The 19,237-nt window shown below is 48.0% G+C and carries 13 protein-coding genes, 2 tRNA genes, 3 rRNA genes and 1 other RNA gene; all 19 read left to right on the top strand.

Annotated elements, in window-relative coordinates:
• Positions 1 to 280: 280 nt before the first annotated feature.
• Positions 281 to 856 carry a DNA-directed RNA polymerase subunit delta gene (rpoE, locus tag gpAD87_RS23810; RefSeq protein WP_064641335.1) on the top strand — a complete coding sequence of 192 codons (576 nt, stop codon included), beginning with the start codon at positions 281 to 283 and terminating at the stop codon, positions 854 to 856.
• Positions 857 to 1,348: 492 nt separating this feature from the next.
• Entirely contained in the window at positions 1,349 to 2,953 is a 1,605-nt protein-coding gene (locus tag gpAD87_RS23805; protein ID WP_063567651.1) for a CTP synthase, read from the top strand.
• 220 nt (positions 2,954 to 3,173) lie between these two features.
• Entirely contained in the window at positions 3,174 to 3,560 is a 387-nt protein-coding gene (locus gpAD87_RS23800; protein WP_024628781.1) for a response regulator, read from the top strand.
• 260 nt (positions 3,561 to 3,820) lie between these two features.
• Entirely contained in the window at positions 3,821 to 4,675 is an 855-nt protein-coding gene (gene fba, locus gpAD87_RS23795; RefSeq protein ID WP_063567652.1) for a class II fructose-1,6-bisphosphate aldolase, read from the top strand.
• A gap of 149 nt (positions 4,676 to 4,824) precedes the next feature.
• Entirely contained in the window at positions 4,825 to 6,078 is a 1,254-nt protein-coding gene (locus gpAD87_RS23790; protein WP_063567653.1) for a UDP-N-acetylglucosamine 1-carboxyvinyltransferase, read from the top strand.
• A gap of 469 nt (positions 6,079 to 6,547) precedes the next feature.
• Positions 6,548 to 7,873 carry a transcription termination factor Rho gene (rho, locus tag gpAD87_RS23780; protein ID WP_063567654.1) on the top strand — a complete coding sequence of 442 codons (1,326 nt, stop codon included), beginning with the start codon at positions 6,548 to 6,550 and terminating at the stop codon, positions 7,871 to 7,873.
• Between the two features lie 98 nt (positions 7,874 to 7,971).
• Positions 7,972 to 9,246, top strand: a complete 1,275-nt coding sequence (locus tag gpAD87_RS23775) for a radical SAM protein (protein ID WP_063567655.1) — start codon at positions 7,972 to 7,974, stop codon at positions 9,244 to 9,246.
• Between the two features lie 103 nt (positions 9,247 to 9,349).
• Positions 9,350 to 9,547, top strand: coding sequence for a 50S ribosomal protein L31 (rpmE, locus tag gpAD87_RS23770; protein WP_024628775.1), 198 nt, complete (start codon positions 9,350 to 9,352; stop codon positions 9,545 to 9,547).
• Positions 9,548 to 9,696: 149 nt separating this feature from the next.
• An RNA gene (gene ffs / locus gpAD87_RS23765) (signal recognition particle sRNA large type) lies at positions 9,697 to 9,964 on the top strand.
• Between the two features lie 173 nt (positions 9,965 to 10,137).
• Complete coding sequence (dnaX, locus tag gpAD87_RS23760; protein WP_064641331.1) at positions 10,138 to 11,898, top strand: DNA polymerase III subunit gamma/tau; 1,761 nt, start codon at positions 10,138 to 10,140, stop codon at positions 11,896 to 11,898.
• Between the two features lie 47 nt (positions 11,899 to 11,945).
• On the top strand, positions 11,946 to 12,257 hold the full coding sequence (locus gpAD87_RS23755; protein ID WP_024628773.1) for a YbaB/EbfC family nucleoid-associated protein: 312 nt from the start codon (positions 11,946 to 11,948) through the stop codon (positions 12,255 to 12,257).
• A gap of 34 nt (positions 12,258 to 12,291) precedes the next feature.
• A complete protein-coding gene (recR, locus tag gpAD87_RS23750; protein ID WP_063567657.1) occupies positions 12,292 to 12,891 on the top strand; it encodes a recombination mediator RecR in 600 nt (199 codons plus the stop codon).
• Between the two features lie 345 nt (positions 12,892 to 13,236).
• On the top strand, positions 13,237 to 13,464 hold the full coding sequence (locus gpAD87_RS23745; RefSeq protein WP_079697741.1) for a DUF2508 family protein: 228 nt from the start codon (positions 13,237 to 13,239) through the stop codon (positions 13,462 to 13,464).
• A gap of 38 nt (positions 13,465 to 13,502) precedes the next feature.
• Entirely contained in the window at positions 13,503 to 13,772 is a 270-nt protein-coding gene (locus gpAD87_RS23740) for a pro-sigmaK processing inhibitor BofA family protein (RefSeq protein WP_064641330.1), read from the top strand.
• A gap of 359 nt (positions 13,773 to 14,131) precedes the next feature.
• Positions 14,132 to 15,684 (top strand): 16S ribosomal RNA (locus tag gpAD87_RS23735).
• Between the two features lie 105 nt (positions 15,685 to 15,789).
• Positions 15,790 to 15,906 (top strand): 5S ribosomal RNA (gene rrf, locus gpAD87_RS23730).
• Positions 15,907 to 15,943: 37 nt separating this feature from the next.
• Positions 15,944 to 16,020 (top strand) — tRNA-Ile (locus gpAD87_RS23725).
• A gap of 22 nt (positions 16,021 to 16,042) precedes the next feature.
• Positions 16,043 to 16,118, top strand: a tRNA-Ala gene (locus gpAD87_RS23720).
• 199 nt (positions 16,119 to 16,317) lie between these two features.
• Positions 16,318 to 19,237: ribosomal RNA gene (locus tag gpAD87_RS23715) — 23S ribosomal RNA — on the top strand.
• The 16S, 23S and 5S rRNA genes sit together here with 2 tRNA genes alongside, the layout of an rRNA operon.

Raw genomic sequence — 19,237 nt, 5'->3', positions numbered from 1 at the left:
TCAAGGGTATACAGTCAGAAGGCGGAGGGGACTCCGTCTTTTTTATATGATCATGCTTTTTTTGCAAAAAGGACGATATGCCCGCGAGTTAGCGGTCTCTTACGGGTCTGTACATTGCTCGTTTGAAGTCGCTTCTTGGATTTATGAGACATCCATACATAAAAACTTGCTTTTTGAGGCTAAATAGGTTTTACTTAGGTTTGTTAATGGATATGTTATATGTAACATTCCAGTTCGTAGGGATATAAAGTGAATTTTGTGTGAGAGGAAGTGTCTGTCAGTGAGTACCTCGCTCAATTTGAAAATTGATAAAGAAAAGGTCAGAGAGATTCCTTTGGTGGACCTCGCCTTTATGGTGCTGAAGGCGGCCAATACGCCGTATTACTACCGTGATTTGATGAATGAGGTAGCCAAACAGCGCGGAATGACTGATGAAGAAATCAACGAGTTTATCGCCCAGTTATATACCGAGATTAATATCGATGGCCGTTTTGCTTGCGTCGGTACGAGTCTGTGGGGCTTGAAGCGCTGGTATCCGGTAGCTGGATCGGAAGATACCATGACGGGTGCGAAGCGTCCGCGCATCATCAACGATGAAGACGATGATCTGGAAGATGAGGACTTCGGCGAAGAGGAAGATAGCTACAACAGCGACGAAGACTTCGATAATTCTGATGATGATCAGGACGAAGATGAAGATGACGATGAAGATGAAGAAGAAGACATCTTTGACGAAGAAGATAGCGATGAAGAAGTTCTGGTTGAAGATGACGATTTGGAAGAGGAAGACCTCGATGAAGACGATGAAGAAGAGTCCGAAGACGAGGGTGAATTTGACGACGATTCCGATAAGTAGCAGTCATTTTTGACGTCGATAGTTTACCCGTTTTCCCCGCATAGTCAGCCTTGACAGCAGACGGGGTAACGGGTAAACTATTGCATGGGCTTATGAATGAGCGACAAAATATTTATGTTTTTTATAAAAAGTGCCCCGTCCTGCGGGAGTACTTTTTTTGTATTTTTAGAGGCAGAATTTTGCAAAATGATTTGAATTCCGCATGCTCCCGGCCAACAATCCGTGGTCTATTTTTGTATATTCAAAACACCAAATGGATCGATGCAATGATATCTATTTAGGGACAGGCCCGGTAGTTGGCTCCCGGAAGGTTTGCACCATTCTACGCTGTAGAACAACGTTGTTTACACACGGTCTTCGCATGAAAGAGCAGTTCGCAGATGCAGGGAATTTCTGCCATTGCTCTTTTTAACGATGATTACCTGGGAAACGGGTTACGATAATACCATATATCGCCTGAATTTCTGTACTTATATTAGGAGGGTAATAACAGTGACAAAGTATATTTTCGTGACGGGCGGAGTTGTGTCCTCCCTGGGCAAAGGGATAACGGCTGCCTCGCTGGGCAGATTGCTGAAAAACAGAGGGTTGAAGGTAACTATTCAAAAATTTGATCCATACATCAATATCGACCCGGGAACAATGAGTCCTTATCAGCATGGTGAGGTTTTTGTAACGGATGATGGCGCGGAAACGGATCTTGACCTTGGCCACTATGAACGTTTTATTGACATCAACCTCTCCAAAAACAGCAACGTCACGACTGGTAAAGTATACTCCTCCGTCATCAGCAAAGAGCGGCGCGGGGAATATCTGGGCGGAACGGTACAAGTCATTCCACACATTACGAACGAGATCAAAGAGCGCGTATTCCGCGCAGGACGTGAAGCGGGTTCGGATGTTGTCATTACGGAGATCGGCGGTACGGTAGGTGACATCGAGAGCTTGCCGTTCCTGGAAGCTATTCGTCAAATCAAGAGTGATGTAGGTCGTGATAACGTGATGTACATCCATGTAACACTTATTCCTTACATCAAGGCTGCCGGAGAAGTGAAAACCAAACCAACGCAGCACAGCGTGAAGGAATTGCGCAGCATCGGTATTCAGCCGAATGTCATTGTATGCCGTACAGAGTATGAGCTGTCCAAAGACATGAAAGCCAAAATCGCTCTCTTCTGTGACATTGATGAAAATGCCGTGGTGGAATGCCGTGATGCAGACACATTGTACCAAGTGCCTTTGAACCTGCGTGAAGAAGGTTTGGATGAGATCGTGGTAAACCACCTGAAGCTGACTACTCCTGCACCGGATATGAGCGAGTGGGAAGGGCTGGTTGACCGTATCAACAAGCTGAAGCATACAGTGGAGATTGCCATTGTAGGTAAATATGTGGCATTGCATGATGCTTATTTGAGTGTTGTTGAATCCTTGTCTCATGCAGGATTTGCATCCAATGCAGATGTCAAGATCCGCTGGATTCACTCCGAAGATATCACCGATGAGAATGTGGGCGATCTGCTGCACGGCGTAGGCGGAATCCTCGTTCCAGGCGGATTTGGTGATCGGGGTATTGAAGGTAAAGTATCTGCGATTCGTTATGCCCGTGAGAAACAAATTCCGTTCTTCGGTATTTGCCTGGGTATGCAGGTTTCTGTTATTGAATATGCACGTTCCATCGTTGGTTTGAATGGAGCAAACAGCTCCGAGATCAATCCAGCTACAGAGTTCCCGGTGATCGACCTGTTGCCTGAACAAAAAGACATCGAAAACCTGGGTGGTACAATGCGTCTGGGTCTGTATCCTTGTAAGCTTCAGGAAGGTTCCCTGGCAATGTCTTGTTATGATGATGAACTGGTCTATGAGAGACACCGTCACCGGTACGAGTTCAACAATGAATACCGTGAAGCGATCGAAAAAGCCGGCCTGGTTATCTCGGGTACATCCCCGGATGGACGTCTTGTTGAGATCGTGGAGCTTCCAGGACACCCGTGGTTCCTGGCAGTACAATTCCACCCGGAATTCACTTCCCGTCCGAACCGTCCGCAGCCATTGTTCCGTGAGTTTGTAAAAGCTTCTCTGGAGAGCGCTGGAAAATAAGTGTTGATCATTAAGCTATAAATAAATGGATGTTCTTGGCAGCCGATAAGGGTGCTGAGGACATCCTTTTTTAGTGCGTCGAGATAAGCGAAAATGGTTTTTTGCATTTTGGGATGTAAGCAGGATTTCAATGGGTAAGGTAGAATACTTATCATGACGACTATGGGATTGTTATCCAGATTCAGACGTACATGCTTTCCTAATTCTAGGAGGTTAATCAGTGGAAAATAAAAAAGTGTTGATTGTCGATGATCAAAATGGTATTCGGATCCTGTTAATGGAAGTGTTCAGCAGCGAAGGATATAATACGTTCCAAGCGCCTAATGGGAAGATCGCCCTGGAGATAGTAAATAATGACAAACCTGATCTTGTGCTGCTTGATATGAAGATTCCTGGCATGGATGGCCTGGAAATTTTGAAACATATTAAGGAAATTGATCCGGATATCAAAGTCATCATGATGACGGCTTATGGTGAACTGGACATGATCAAGGAAGCTACGGATCTTGGGGCGCTCATGCACTTTACGAAACCGTTTGATATCGATGAAATGCGAGTGGCAGTCAATATGCAGCTTCGAAATGATACTGCGAATAAGTGCAGCTGAATCCTGTAGATACAGGATTTTTTTGCGTGTGAAGCTTTGAGGGTCTGCGGGTGGAAATACAGGGTATTTCAGTCTGGTATCCGGGGAATATTGGAAATAGGGACGTCGTCATGCTGTGTCTATGAAAACTGTGCTGCAAAGCACAGCATTTTTGCAAATGCTTGTTTAGTATTTGACATGGGATGTGGTATAATAAGCCCGTATGTGATTTCGGCTAAAAACCATAGACACAACCCAACACCCCTAGGAGGATTGAAACCATGCCATTAGTATCTATGACAGACATGTTGAACAAAGCACTCGAAGGAAAATATGCAGTTGGTCAATACAACATCAATAACCTTGAGTGGACTCAAGCGATTCTTGCTGCAGCAGAAGAAGAGAAATCCCCAGTAATTTTGGGCGTATCCGAAGGCGCAGCACGTCACATGAGCGGTTTCTACACAGTAGTTAAAATAGTAGAAGGACTCATTCACGACATGAAAATCACCGTTCCAGTTGCTATTCACTTGGATCACGGTTCCAGCTTTGATAAGTGTAAAGAAGCGATCGATGCTGGATTTACATCCGTAATGATCGACGGTTCCCACCACTCCATCGATGAAAACATCGAAATGACTAAAAAAGTTGTTGAATATGCACACGCTAAAGGCGTTTCTGTAGAAGCCGAAGTAGGTACTGTTGGTGGACAAGAAGACGACGTTATCGGTGGTATCATGTACGCTGACCTGAACGAGTGTGTACGTATCGTTAAAGAAACAGGTATCGACACATTGGCTCCAGCTCTTGGTTCCGTACACGGTCCTTACCATGGCGAGCCTAACTTGGGCTTCAAAGAAATGGAAGAAGTTCGCGATGCAGTTAACGTTCCACTGGTACTGCATGGTGGTACAGGTATCCCTAAACATGATATCGACAAAGCCATTTCCCTGGGAACTTCCAAAATCAACGTGAACACTGAGAACCAAATTTCGTTCTCCAAAGTGGTTCGCGAAGTACTTGCAGCTAAACCAGATGCTTACGATCCACGTACATTCATCGTACCAGGCCGTGATGCAATCAAAGAAACCGTTAAAGGTAAAATTCGCGAGTTTGGTTCCAACAACAAAGCGTAATTTGTCTTTACCAGTTCCATACTGTGTAAGTGGAAAGAACACCGCCTAGCCGGTGTCTTTCCATTTTCACGCCTTATTTCTACATCGAAAGCCAACAGCACGTATTGCCGTTAACCGGCTGCAAAACACGTAGGGGGACATTAAGCTTTATGGAAAAATTGATGATTAGTGGCGGACGTCCGTTACAGGGAACTGTAACTATAAGCGGCGCCAAGAACAGCGCCATCGCGCTTATTCCTGCAGCATTGCTTGCCGAGTCAGAAGTCGTGCTGGACAACCTGCCGCTTTTGAGTGACGTGGCGGTTTATGCAGAAATTTTGGAGGAACTCGGAGCTCGTGTACATTGGGAAGGCAGTCAGATGAAGATCGATCCTTCCGACATTAAATCCATTCCTATGCCGAATGGTCCCGTGAAGAAGCTTCGTGCTTCGTATTATATGATGGGAGCACTGCTTGGGCGTTTTAAAGAAGCGACCATTGGTTTACCCGGGGGCTGTAACTTTGAGCCTCGTCCGATTGATCAACATATCAAAGGGTTTGAAGCGCTTGGCGCAACGGTAACAAACGAACACGGCTCCATTCATTTGCATGCCAAAGAGCTACGCGGAGCAAAGATTTATCTTGATGTAAGCAGTGTAGGTGCAACCATTAACATCATGCTGGCGGCTACTCGTGCCAAAGGCTCTACAATTATCGAAAACGCGGCTAAAGAGCCTGAGATTATAGATGTAGCAACACTTTTGAATTCAATGGGTGCCAGCATCAAGGGTGCCGGTACCGAAACGATCCGTATTGAAGGTGTGTCGGAGCTTAAGGGTTGCCGTCATTCCATCATTCCGGACCGTATACAAGCAGGCACGTATATGATCGCTGCGGCTGCAACGCGTGGCGACGTTCTGATTGACAATGTCATTCCCAAACATCTGGAGGCTTTGACGGCTAAGTTACTGGAGATGGGCGTTGGCATTGAGGAGCTGGATGAAAGTATTCGTGTCATTGGCAAACCGAGCTACAATCATGTAGACGTTAAGGCGCTCGTATATCCGGGTTTTCCGACGGATTTGCAGTCCCCGATGACCAGTGTGTTGACACAGGCAACGGGTGTGAGTGTCCTGAGTGACTTTGTATATAGCAATCGATTCAAGCACGTTCCTGAGTTGGTACGAATGGGTGCAAAAATCCGTGTGGAAGGGCGGTCAGCTATTATTGAAGGCAGTGCATTGAATGCGGCCAAGGTAAAAGCATCCGATCTTCGCGCTGGTGCAGCGCTGGTGATCGCAGGTCTCACCGTCAGTGAAGGTGTGACCGAAGTGACAGGCGTGGAGTTTATCGATCGCGGGTACGATCATCTAGTAACCAATCTACGTCTGCTAGGTGCAGATGTGTGGCGAGAAACCGATTAATTCTGTATTGTATGACGAGTTTTACGGTATTAAAGTGATTATTTTGACAGAACTGCATATCCTTTCAGTAATTGGGTAAACCTGTTTTAATAGAGTTCTCAGTCTCTCCGGGATAAGACGAAATGTTCCTGTTTCCTTTACCGGAGGGTCTTTTTTTGAGTCAGACTTCATATGGCTTTAAGAACATCATTTCCTTTTCCCCAAACCCCGGTTTTGTTTGAACTGCGCTCCATAGCCGGTCTGCCCGGATCGAACGCCTCATGTATTCGTGTTCACTCACTAGCGGATCTTGCCGAAAGCTGGCCATCCCGCCCGGAAACTTACACTCAAAGACAAGTATTTGCATTATAACGGTTACATTCCGTACAATGGACAGAAGAGAAATGCAGAACGATGCTGCTCTTATAGCCGGAACATCAAGCGAAACTATCCATTTCACGGACTTATTAATTGAATAGGTGGTTATTATATGGATCTACAAATTTCCGATTTGGAAGAAATGAAACTAACGGACCTCTACAAACTGGCCAAAAAATATCAAATTCCCTACTACGGCACTTTAAAAAAGAAAGAATTGATCTTCGCTATATTACGTGCACAAGCTGAACAGAGTGGATTGATGTTCATGCAGGGTGTGCTCGAAATTCTACCTGAAGGCTACGGATTCCTTCGTCCGATCAATTACCTGCCAAGTACGGAAGACATCTACATCTCAGCCTCACAGATTCGCAAGTTTGACCTAAGAACAGGTGACCTCGTATCAGGTAAGTGTAGAACACCTAAAGAAAACGAGCGATACTTCGGTTTGCTGCAAGTCAACGCTGTAAATGGTGAGAATCCATCAGCGGCTGCGGAAAGACTTCACTTCCCGGCATTAACCCCATTGTACCCGCAGAAGAAACTGGTTCTCGAAACATCCCCCAGCCATTTGTCCACACGCATTATGGATGTACTCGCCCCGGTAGGACTGGGACAGCGCGGATTGATCGTAGCACCTCCCAAAGCGGGTAAAACACTTCTCCTCAAAGAAATCGCCAACAGCATCTCAACCAACAACCCAGAAATTGAACTATTTGTCCTGTTGATTGATGAACGTCCGGAAGAAGTTACGGATATGTCGCGTTCGGTTAAAGGGGAAGTTGTAGCTTCTACGTTCGATGAGCTGCCAGAAAACCATATCAAAGTTGCGGAATTGGTGCTGGAACGTGCGCTCCGTCTGGTTGAAGCAAAAAAAGATGTCGTTATTTTGCTGGATAGCATTACGCGTCTTGCTCGTGCATACAACCTGGTCATCCCACCGTCCGGACGGACACTTAGTGGCGGTATTGACCCGGCAGCATTCCATCGTCCGAAACGTTTCTTCGGTTCTGCTCGGAATGTAGAAGAGGGTGGAAGTCTGACGATCCTGGCTACAGCTTTGATTGATACGGGCTCACGTATGGATGATATCATTTATGAAGAATTTAAAGGTACGGGCAATATGGAGCTTCATCTGGATCGCAAGCTGGCAGAGCGTCGTATCTTCCCGGCTATCGACATTCGTCGTTCCGGTACACGTCGCGAAGAAGTGTTGCTGAGCAAGGAAGAACTTGATACAATCTGGGCGATTCGTAAAAACATGAACGATTCCCACGACTTTGTCGAAGGTTTCTTGAAGAAACTGCGTAATAGCAAAACGAATGCTGAGTTCCTAGCGGCATTTGATACAGCTGGCAGCAGTCAGACCAGCAACTCCGGAACGACTACGACTCGACGTTCGCCAAGACAGACTGCGGCGTCCGGTACAACTACCTAGCATTACGTCGTTGATTTAACTCAATTTTTGCAGCGCTGCTGTTGATTAACAATATACTCGTCGTTTGGCTTTAACCCATTAGATGTGAGGAGAACATCATGTATTTAGTATACGCAGATGAAAAAGGTAATGTATTTGATCACCCTTCCCTGTACGGGCTGGCCCGCAGTGGAGATATGATCGTCGAAATTATGGAGGATGAGCTGATTCCTTTGCCGGAAGGTGCAACGCTAGTTGGACTGCCGAGTACACGTCCGATTGGTATGGACCCGGATACTGGCGAAATGCTGCCGATGCCTAGTGATACACAGGCGGTGGGGGCTTTGCTTCCACAAGGATTCACTCGGTTGTGTCTGCCGGGGTATGTAAAAACGGATAAGGAGTACAAACTGCCTTTGTTCGGTTACTCGGCTGTTGTTTGGAAAGATGGTCAGTTTTACGTCACTGCCCGGATGTCGGATCATCCGGATAAATGGAACCCACTGAACTGTGATCGGGATGACGTACGTGCGGGTGTTAAACGTTTAACGAAGCAATATCCCGAAAATCGTCTCTATACCCATTTGTCCAATTGTGCGCTCGGGTATGAATGTCTAACTTCTTCCAATACCTTCCTGAATCGTTGGGAAGGCGGAGTTCCAGTATCCTATTCCTGCAACGCAGGCTGTTTCGGATGTATTTCCGAGCAACCGGATGACAGTGGCTTCGTTTCCCCGCAGACCCGGATGAATTTCCGTCCGCGTGTAGACGAAATCGTTGAAGTAATGCTGGAGCACTTGAAAACGCCGGAATCGATTATCAGCTTTGGTCAAGGTTGTGAAGGGGAGCCTTCCACACAGGCTAAATTGATTATTGAAGCCATCCGCGAAGTGCGTTCCATTACTGACATGGGATATATCAACATTAACACCAATGCCGGTTTGAATGATCACATGAGAGGTATTGTTGATGCTGGGCTTGATCTAATGCGTGTAAGTACAATCAGCGCACTGGATGACCACTATAATGCATACTACAAACCTCGTGGATATACACTGGCCAATGTAGAAAAATCGATGAAATACGCTGCTTCCCAGGGTGTATATACGTCGATCAACTATTTGATCTTCCCGGGAGTAACGGATCGTGAGGAAGAGATTGAAGCGATGATTGAGTTTGCTCGCAGAACCGATTTGCGTCTTATTCAAATGCGTAATCTTAATATAGACCCTGAGAGCTATCTGGAATTGATTCCTCCAGCTCAAGGTGATATTTTGGGCATGAAGCAAATGATGGAGATCTTTGAGGAAGAGCTGCCTGATGTCGTTATCGGCTCATACACGCACGTTCCCCCAGCTGGAATGGCGCGTCCGAAACGTCTGATCACCTCATGACAATAATGGATTGCAACCGGCATTAGGCCGTGTTATAATCTTCGATGTTGTGCCATTTACTCTGGGTCCGCTTGAGGCTCAGGGCGGAAAGAGGTGAAAGGTAATGAAAGCAGCAATTCATCCTAAATACACGATTGGTCAAGTATCTTGCGCTTGCGGGAATACTTTTGAGACTGGTTCGGTTAAAGACGGACTTCGTGTAGAGATTTGCTCCGCGTGCCACCCGTTCTTCACAGGTAAACAGAAGTTTATCGATGCTGGCGGCCGTGTTGATCGTTTCAAGAAAAAATACGGAATCTAATTCAGCAATTCCCTGTGAATTGTCTGACTATTACATCCAAATCACCTCTGCCGTTCCGGCAGGGGTTTTTATATGTTTTTATGTGATTGTATTGCTGCTCTTTTCGCTCTGGTTGCAATTTAGACAACCTTAAGTTATACTATTTCTTACCGTGCTAGATGGGGAGGTAGCGGTGCCCTGTAACTCGCAATCCGCTACAGCGAGGTTGAATTCCTGCTAGAGGTTTTGTCGATGTGAGGTTTGGTCCCTTAACGTGGTGTTGACGGTTGGGTCCTCCGCAATGAGTACTCATGAACCTGGTCAGGTCCGGAAGGAAGCAGCCATAAGTGAGATCACTCTTGTGCCGGAGGGTCGCCTAGCCCGAGCTGTTGTTAAGGGGTGCCGCTTGGATCGCAAATATCGATAGCAGGTGCACGGCTTACCATTTAAATGTAGAGACCTTTGCAGTTGTATGTATGCAGAGGTCTTTTTGATATGTCTAAAAAAACCATGCATGATGAGTCAGATAAAGTTTGGATTCACCCCGGAATATAGTATAATGGGGGAACGACAAAGGACTCGAATGCGAAGTGGAAGGAAGGTAACGCATCATGGAGCATATCGCGTTATACCGGGCTTGGCGTCCCCAGTCGTTTCAAGATATGGTGGGACAACAGCATATTATTCAGACCTTGCAGAACGCGATTCGTGAACAGCGGACTTCCCATGCCTACTTGTTTAGCGGGCCCAGAGGAACAGGGAAGACGAGTGCCGCCAAGATTTTGGCCAAAGCTGTAAACTGCGAGCGCGGGCCTGCGCCTGAGCCTTGTAACGAATGTGAAGCTTGCCGCAGGATTACGACTGGCGCTGTGATGGATGTGCAGGAAATTGATGCCGCATCCAACCGTGGCGTTGAAGAAATCCGCGATCTTCGGGAAAAGGTGAAATACGCCCCAACTGAAGTCCGGCAGAAAGTGTATATTATTGACGAAGTGCACATGCTGACGACAGAGGCATTCAATGCGCTACTCAAAACATTGGAAGAGCCTCCGCCACATGTGATGTTTATTTTAGCAACAACAGAACCCCATCGTCTTCCAGCAACGATTATTTCTCGCTGTCAGCGATTTGATTTTCGCCGGGTGTCCCTGGAAGAACAGACAGCACGACTTACGCTGATCTGTGAACAGGAAGGTATGGAAGCTGATCAGGACGCACTCCAGTATATTGCTCGTCTGTCTGACGGAGGGATGAGGGACGCACTCAGTGTCCTGGATCAGATCTCCTCCTATACAGATGGAAGGGTAACCTATCAGCAAGTTATGGATATGACCGGAGGCATTCCTTCCGAACAGTTTGCAAAGTTGGCTGCTTCTCTGCTCAAAGGCGATGTAGGTCATATTTTGCAAATGATCGAAGGGTTCATGCATGAAGGTAAGAGTGCGGACAAGTGCATGGAAAATTTGCTTTATTATTTCCGTGATTTGCTTATGATTAAGATGGTGCCGGATGCAGATAAACTGACGGATCGGGTGCTTAATCCTGAGTCGTTCCGTGATATGGCGGAATCATTCACCAAGGAACAGCTGTTCCAGATGATTGATACTCTTAACCGGTACCAGAGTGAGATGAAATATGCAGTTCAGCCTCAGACGTTGTTTGAAGTAGCTCTCCTTAAACTGTGCAGTATTCCTGTTCAAGGGTCGTCATCGGGTCAGATGGCGGGTTCGGCCGGCGCTGCTCCTGCTGTATCTGCGCCAGCGGATGGCGGGGAGATCAACCGACTGAAGCAACAGCTTGCTGAACTGGAGAAAAAGCTGGATCGCGCGCTTAAGGGCGGTTTGTCTGGTGGGGAGGCTACATCAAGTGCTCCTTCACGCCCGGCAACACGAGCTCCAGTGTCGAGAGGCAATTCGCCAGCGAAGCTGCCTGCACAGCTTGATCAGTACGTTGCACGTAAGGGATCTCCTGAGTTTGCGGAGGTTAGCAAGAAGTGGGGGCAGATCCTGCAGCGCGTCAAAGAAGAGAAAGTAACCGTTCACGCCTGGTTTATGGATGGTGAACCGGTATCGCTGCTGGAAGACAATGTTCTGGTGGCGTTTAAGAACAACATCCACCGTGAAACTACGGAGAAGCAGGCTAATCGTGAAGTTATTGAACGGGTACTGTCTGAACAGCTTGGACGTTCAGCGCGTCTTGTGACGATGATGCTCAAAGATTGGACTGGAGCGATGGAAGGGGCTACTGAAACGCCAAAGGAGGACTTTAAGCTTGAACCTGAGCATGAAGACGGCGGTTCAGGCAACAAGCAGCCTTGGATTGATGAAGCTATCCAGCTCTTTGGTGAGGACCTTGTAGTGATCAAAGAATAGATATACATGCGCCTGGCGCGATAACTATAACAAAGGAGATGAATATCATGAACAACATGAACCAAATGATGAAACAAGTGAAGAAAATGCAGGAGCAAATGCTGAAGGCACAGGAGGAACTGGCGGACAAAACAGTCCAAGGTACTTCTGGTGGCGGTGTTGTAACTGCTGAAGTTAACGGGCATAAGAAATTGCTGGCTATCACTATCAAGCCAGAAGCGGTTGATCCAGAGGATGTAGAAATGCTGCAGGATCTGGTTATGACAGCAGTCAATGACGCAATGACCAAAGCTGATGAAATTGCGAACCAGGATATGGGTAAATTCACAGGCGGTATGAAAATTCCGGGATTATTTTAATTTAAATTGATCCTATCAAAGGAGACGCAATCGATTGTATTATCCCGAACCGATAGCGAAGCTGATTGACGCCTTCACCCGTTTGCCGGGTGTTGGCCCCAAGACTGCGGCGCGACTAGCTTTTCATGTGCTTAAAATGAAGGAAGATGACGTTATTGACTTTGCCAAAGCACTCGTCAGTGTGAAGCGGAATCTTCATTACTGTTCGGTGTGTTGTAATATTACGGATACTGACCCGTGTCGGATCTGTCAGGACAAATCCAGGGATGTCTCGGTAATCTGTGTAGTTCAGGATTCCAAGGATTTGGTGGCTATGGAGCGTACCAAGGAATTTGACGGATACTATCATGTGCTGCAAGGCGCAATCTCTCCTATGGAGGGAATAGGTCCGGATGATATCCGTCTGAAGGAACTTTTGACCCGTTTAAGCGATGAGCGAGTTAAAGAACTGATTCTGGCTACAAATCCGAATATCGAAGGTGAGGCCACGGCGATGTATATTTCCCGTCTGGTCCGTCCGTTTGAGATCTCGGTGACTCGGATTGCCCATGGATTGCCTGTTGGGGGCGACCTGGAGTATGCGGATGAAGTGACTCTTTCCAAGGCGCTGGAAGGGCGCAGGGAGATGAAATAGCAGTGCGTGTTTCTTAATGAGAGCATGCGCCTGTAATGTTTGATTTCCTAAAAGAAAAGAATAGATAAGTTTGGATTACTTAGAGAGCCCTTTAGGCTCTCTTTTTTTTGTTTTAATACTCTTTTTAACGTTGCCTAAATGTGAAGTCTCTCATTTCTACTGATGTATGGTTATTAATCCATAGAATGTCGTAGAGATTAAAATAACGATTCATTAATTTACTTAGCTCAGTTCTAAGTTTGTCCTTTCCCTGATATGTATGAGAATATGCTGTGCTGATCAGGAAGGGGATGGCTTATGTTTACATGGCGAAATGTAGGAAGATCGGTGGAGAAACGTGAAAGAATGCTAAAGGAGATGGAAGAGGACCAGATTTATTCAGATATACAGAAAGCTAAGGCAGAGTGGGAACGGGCTGTTAGACAGTTTGAAGAGGCACAGGGGCAGGATGAAATCGATTATGCGATCTATGTGCTGGAGGCCGCGGAGCGTAAATATCAGATTCATTTGAAGCGCGCTAAACGTGTAGGGATTAATAAGGCAGTTATAGGTGATCGAGGAGTGAGCATGTAGGCGGAGGTGTGACATTCAATTATGGAGGTGTTGAGAGTATGAAGAGTCTTGTATTAGGCAGTGTGCTTGTTGTGTCGTTAATAGGGTTGATAATCATCTTGTTTAGAAAACGGATTGGGTTATCATTTTTTACATCATTCGGTATTCATCTGGTGCTGGCTGCGGTAGGGATATATGTAGTTAACTATTCAGGGTGGATCACCGGAACTTACATTCCACTGAACCCTGCTACAATAGGTACTGTGAGCATTTTAGGGTTGCCGGGTGTTGGTTTATTATTGGGTTTGAAAATTTCTTTGTTTGGGTAGTTGACTCCTTCGATATTTATATGGTACATTATATCTCGTTGCTTTGCTTGCTTGGTTAAATGCTTTTGACGAAATGACTGAGTTCAATAAGAACTCGAAAAAAGAATTTCAAAAAAAGCTTGACTGAAACAAACGGAGTATGATATATTATAAAAGTCGCCGCTGAGAGAAAATGGTGACGAAAAAGCAAGAAAATTATCAATTTTGATCTTTGAAAACTGAACAACGAGTGAGTAAACATTCTGCTTGCAGAATGAACGCGAAAGTTGGAGACAAGCCTTGGCTTGAATCGGCTGGAGCATAAATGAGATTTTTAATCTCGTCAGTTTCAAAATGAGCTTATCGCTCTTTTCAATACTTTATTGGAGAGTTTGATCCTGGCTCAGGACGAACGCTGGCGGCATGCCTAATACATGCAAGTCGAGCGGACTTGAAGAGAAGCTTGCTTTTCGGATGGTTAGCGGCGGACGGGTGAGTAACACGTAGGCAACCTGCCCTCAAGTTTGGGACAACTACCGGAAACGGTAGCTAATACCGAATAGTTGTTTTCTTCTCCTGAAGAGAACTGGAAAGACGGAGCAATCTGTCACTTGGGGATGGGCCTGCGGCGCATTAGCTAGTTGGTGGGGTAACGGCTCACCAAGGCGACGATGCGTAGCCGACCTGAGAGGGTGATCGGCCACACTGGGACTGAGACACGGCCCAGACTCCTACGGGAGGCAGCAGTAGGGAATCTTCCGCAATGGGCGAAAGCCTGACGGAGCAATGCCGCGTGAGTGATGAAGGTTTTCGGATCGTAAAGCTCTGTTGCCAGGGAAGAACGCTTGGGAGAGTAACTGCTCTCAAGGTGACGGTACCTGAGAAGAAAGCCCCGGCTAACTACGTGCCAGCAGCCGCGGTAATACGTAGGGGGCAAGCGTTGTCCGGAATTATTGGGCGTAAAGCGCGCGCAGGCGGTCATTTAAGTCTGGTGTTTAATCCCGGGGCTCAACCCCGGATCGCACTGGAAACTGGGTGACTTGAGTGCAGAAGAGGAGAGTGGAATTCCACGTGTAGCGGTGAAATGCGTAGATATGTGGAGGAACACCAGTGGCGAAGGCGACTCTCTGGGCTGTAACTGACGCTGAGGCGCGAAAGCGTGGGGAGCAAACAGGATTAGATACCCTGGTAGTCCACGCCGTAAACGATGAGTGCTAGGTGTTAGGGGTTTCGATACCCTTGGTGCCGAAGTTAACACATTAAGCACTCCGCCTGGGGAGTACGGTCGCAAGACTGAAACTCAAAGGAATTGACGGGGACCCGCACAAGCAGTGGAGTATGTGGTTTAATTCGAAGCAACGCGAAGAACCTTACCAGGTCTTGACATCCCTCTGATCGGTACAGAGATGTATCTTTCCTTCGGGACAGAGGAGACAGGTGGTGCATGGTTGTCGTCAGCTCGTGTCGTGAGATGTTGGGTTAAGTCCCGCAACGAGCGCAACCCTTATATTTAGTTGCCAGCACTTCGGGTGGGCACTCTAGATAGACTGCCGGTGACAAACCGGAGGAAGGTGGGGATGACGTCAAATCATCATGCCCCTTATGACCTGGGCTACACACGTACTACAATGGCCGGTACAACGGGCTGCGAAATCGCGAGATGGAGCCAATCCCAACAAAGCCGGTCTCAGTTCGGATTGCAGGCTGCAACTCGCCTGCATGAAGTCGGAATTGCTAGTAATCGCGGATCAGCATGCCGCGGTGAATACGTTCCCGGGTCTTGTACACACCGCCCGTCACACCACGAGAGTTTATAACACCCGAAGTCGGTGGGGTAACCGCAAGGAGCCAGCCGCCGAAGGTGGGATAGATGATTGGGGTGAAGTCGTAACAAGGTAGCCGTATCGGAAGGTGCGGCTGGATCACCTCCTTTCTATGGAGAATCGTTTCCCGAGTGGAAACATTCAAATACAAAATCTAGCCAGGTCGGCTAGATACTCACTCGTTGCTCAGTTTTGAGAGCTCAAACTCTCAAACGTTTGGTGGCGATAGCGAAGGGGTTCCACACGTTCCCATCCCGAACACGACCGTTAAGCCCTTCAGCGTCGATGGTACTTGGACCGCAGGGTCCTGGGAGAGTAGAACGCCGCCAAGCGTAAACCCATTACGGGTTTCAATATGATATATAATGTGGGCCCTTAGCTCAGTTGGTTAGAGCGCACCTCTGATAAGGGTGAGGCCGGTGGTTCGAGTCCACCAGGGCCCACCATGTATACCTTACAATCTAATATGGGGCCATAGCTCAGCTGGGAGAGCGCCTGCCTTGCAAGCAGGAGGTCAGCGGTTCGATCCCGCTTGGCTCCACCAACAAGATTTTACAAGCTTGTTCTTTGAAAACTAGATATCGAAACGAAAATTGCGAATTAGAACATTCCTTTAAGCTGATCTTGTGTAAACAAGTGAAGTGTTTATAAGGTAGATTGCATGAGCGAGTGATCGAAATGGAACGACTTTTGGCTTTGCGTAAGCAAAACAAAGGAAGAGACAGCTCGAACACGAGCGATATGGTTAAGCTACTAAGAGCACACGGAGGATGCCTAGGCGCTAGGAGCCGATGAAGGACGTGGCGAACAACGAAACTGCCTCGGGGAGCTGTAAGCAAGCATTGATCCGGGGGTGTCCGAATGGGGAAACCCAGCTGGGGTAATTTCCAGTTACTCATAACTGAATACATAGGTTATGTAGAGGCATACCAAGGGAACTGAAACATCTAAGTACCTTGAGGAAGAGAAAACAATAGTGATTCCGTCAGTAGCGGCGAGCGAACGCGGAGAAGCCCAAACCAGAGAGCTTGCTCTTTGGGGTTGTGGGACATCTCACATGGAGTTACAAAGGAACCGGTTAAGCGAAGAGGTCTGGAAAGGCCCGCCAAAGAAGATAAAAGCCCTGTACTTGAAAGTCTGTTCCCTCCGAGATGTATCCCGAGTAGTGCGGGGCACGTGAAACCCCGTATGAATCCGGCAGGACCATCTGCCAAGGCTAAATACTTCCTAGCGACCGATAGTGAAGCAGTACCGTGAGGGAAAGGTGAAAAGCACCCCGGAAGGGGAGTGAAATAGAACCTGAAACCGTGTGCTTACAAAAAGTCAGAGCCCGTTTTAGGGGTGATGGCGTGCCTTTTGTAGAATGAACCGGCGAGTTACGTTCCCGTGCAAGGTTAAGGTGAAGAGCCGGAGCCGCAGCGAAAGCGAGTCTGAATAGGGCGACTTAGTACGTGGACGTAGACCCGAAACCGGGTGATCTACCCCTGTCCAGGGTGAAGGTGCGGTAACACGCACTGGAGGCCCGAACCCACGCATGTTGAAAAATGCGGGGATGAGGTGGGGGTAGCGGAGAAATTCCAATCGAACTCGGAGATAGCTGGTTCTCCCCGAAATAGCTTTAGGGCTAGCCTCGGAAAACAGAGTCGTGGAGGTAGAGCACTGATTGGGTGCGGGGCCCGCAAGGGTTACCAAGCTCAGTCAAACTCCGAATGCCATAGACTTACTTCCGGGAGTCAGACAGTGAGTGCTAAGATCCATTGTCAAAAGGGAAACAGCCCAGACCATCAGCTAAGGTCCCCAAGTGTGTGTTAAGTGGGAAAGGATGTGGAGTTGCACAGACAACCAGGATGTTGGCTTAGAAGCAGCCACCATTGAAAGAGTGCGTAATAGCTCACTGGTCGAGTGACTCTGCGCCGAAAATGTAACGGGGCTAAACACACCACCGAAGCTATGGCTTGATGCTTTGCATCAGGGGTAGGGGAGCGTTGTATAAGGGTTGAAGGTGTACCGTAAGGAGCGCTGGACATTATACAAGTGAGAATGCCGGTATGAGTAACGAAAAGATCAGTGAGAATCTGATCCGCCGAAAGCCTAAGGGTTCCTGAGGAAGGCTCGTCCGCTCAGGGTAAGTCGGGACCTAAGGCGAGGCCGAAAGGCGTAGTCGAAGGACAACAGGTCGAAATTCCTGTACCACCGTAAGCCGTTATGAGCAATGGGGGACGCAGCAGGGTAGTGACGCGGACTGATGGATGTCCGTCTAAGCAGTGAGGCTGATGTGTAGGCAAATCCGCACATCGTTAAGGCTGGGCTGTGATGGGGAGCGAAAATTATAGTAGCGAAGGTCATGATCTCACACTGCCAAGAAAAGCCTCTAGCCAGGTGATGGTGCCCGTACCGCAAACCGACACAGGTAGGCGAGAAGAGAATTCTAAGGCGCGCGGAAGAACTCTCGTTAAGGAACTCGGCAAAATGACCCCGTAACTTCGGGAGAAGGGGTGCCCCGGTAGTGTGAATAGCACGAGGGGGCCGCAGTGAAAAGGCCCAAGCGACTGTTTAGCAAAAACACAGGTCTGTGCGAAGCCGTAAGGCGAAGTATACGGGCTGACGCCTGCCCGGTGCTGGAAGGTTAAGGGGAGCGGTTAGGAGCAATCCGAAGCTGTGAACCGAAGCCCCAGTAAACGGCGGCCGTAACTATAACGGTCCTAAGGTAGCGAAATTCCTTGTCAGGTAAATTCTGACCCGCACGAATGGCGTAACGACTTGGGCGCTGTCTCAACGAGAGATCCGGTGAAATTTTAATACCTGTGAAGATGCAGGTTACCCGCGACAAGACGGAAAGACCCCATGGAGCTTTACTGCAGCTTGATATTGAATTTGGGTACGATCTGTACAGGATAGGTGGGAGCCTTTGAAACGTGAGCGCCAGCTTGCGTGGAGGCACCGTTGGGATACCACCCTGATCGTATCTAGGTTCTAACCTGGTACCGTAATCCGGTGCGGGGACAGTGTCAGGTGGGCAGTTTGACTGGGGCGGTCGCCTCCTAAAGAGTAACGGAGGCGCCCAAAGTTCCCTCAGAATGGTTGGAAATCATTCGAAGAGTGCAAAGGCATAAGGGAGCTTGACTGCGAGACCTACAAGTCGAGCAGGGACGAAAGTCGGGCTTAGTGATCCGGTGGTACCGCATGGAAGGGCCATCGCTCAACGGATAAAAGCTACCCTGGGGATAACAGGCTTATCTCCCCCAAGAGTCCACATCGACGGGGAGGTTTGGCACCTCGATGTCGGCTCATCGCATCCTGGGGCTGAAGTAGGTCCCAAGGGTTGGGCTGTTCGCCCATTAAAGCGGTACGCGAGCTGGGTTCAGAACGTCGTGAGACAGTTCGGTCCCTATCTGTCGTGGGCGTAGGAAATTTGAGAGGAGCTGTCCTTAGTACGAGAGGACCGGGATGGACGTACCGCTGGTGTACCAGTTGTTCCGCCAGGAGCACCGCTGGGTAGCTATCGGAAGGGATAAGCGCTGAAGCATCTAAGCGTGAAGCCCCCTCAAAGATGAGATTTCCCAGTATGTTAAGACCCCTTGAAGACGACGAGGTAGATAGGCTGGGGTGGAAGTGCAGCAATGCATGGAGCTGACCAGTACTAATCGGTCGAGGCTTATCCAA

Origin of the sequence: Paenibacillus sp. AD87 (genome assembly GCF_001659845.1) — a bacterium.
GTDB classification, from domain to species: domain Bacteria; phylum Bacillota; class Bacilli; order Paenibacillales; family Paenibacillaceae; genus Paenibacillus; species Paenibacillus marchantiae.
Note: the sequence above shows the minus strand (reverse complement) of the source record. Positions and strands in the feature narration are given on the sequence as shown.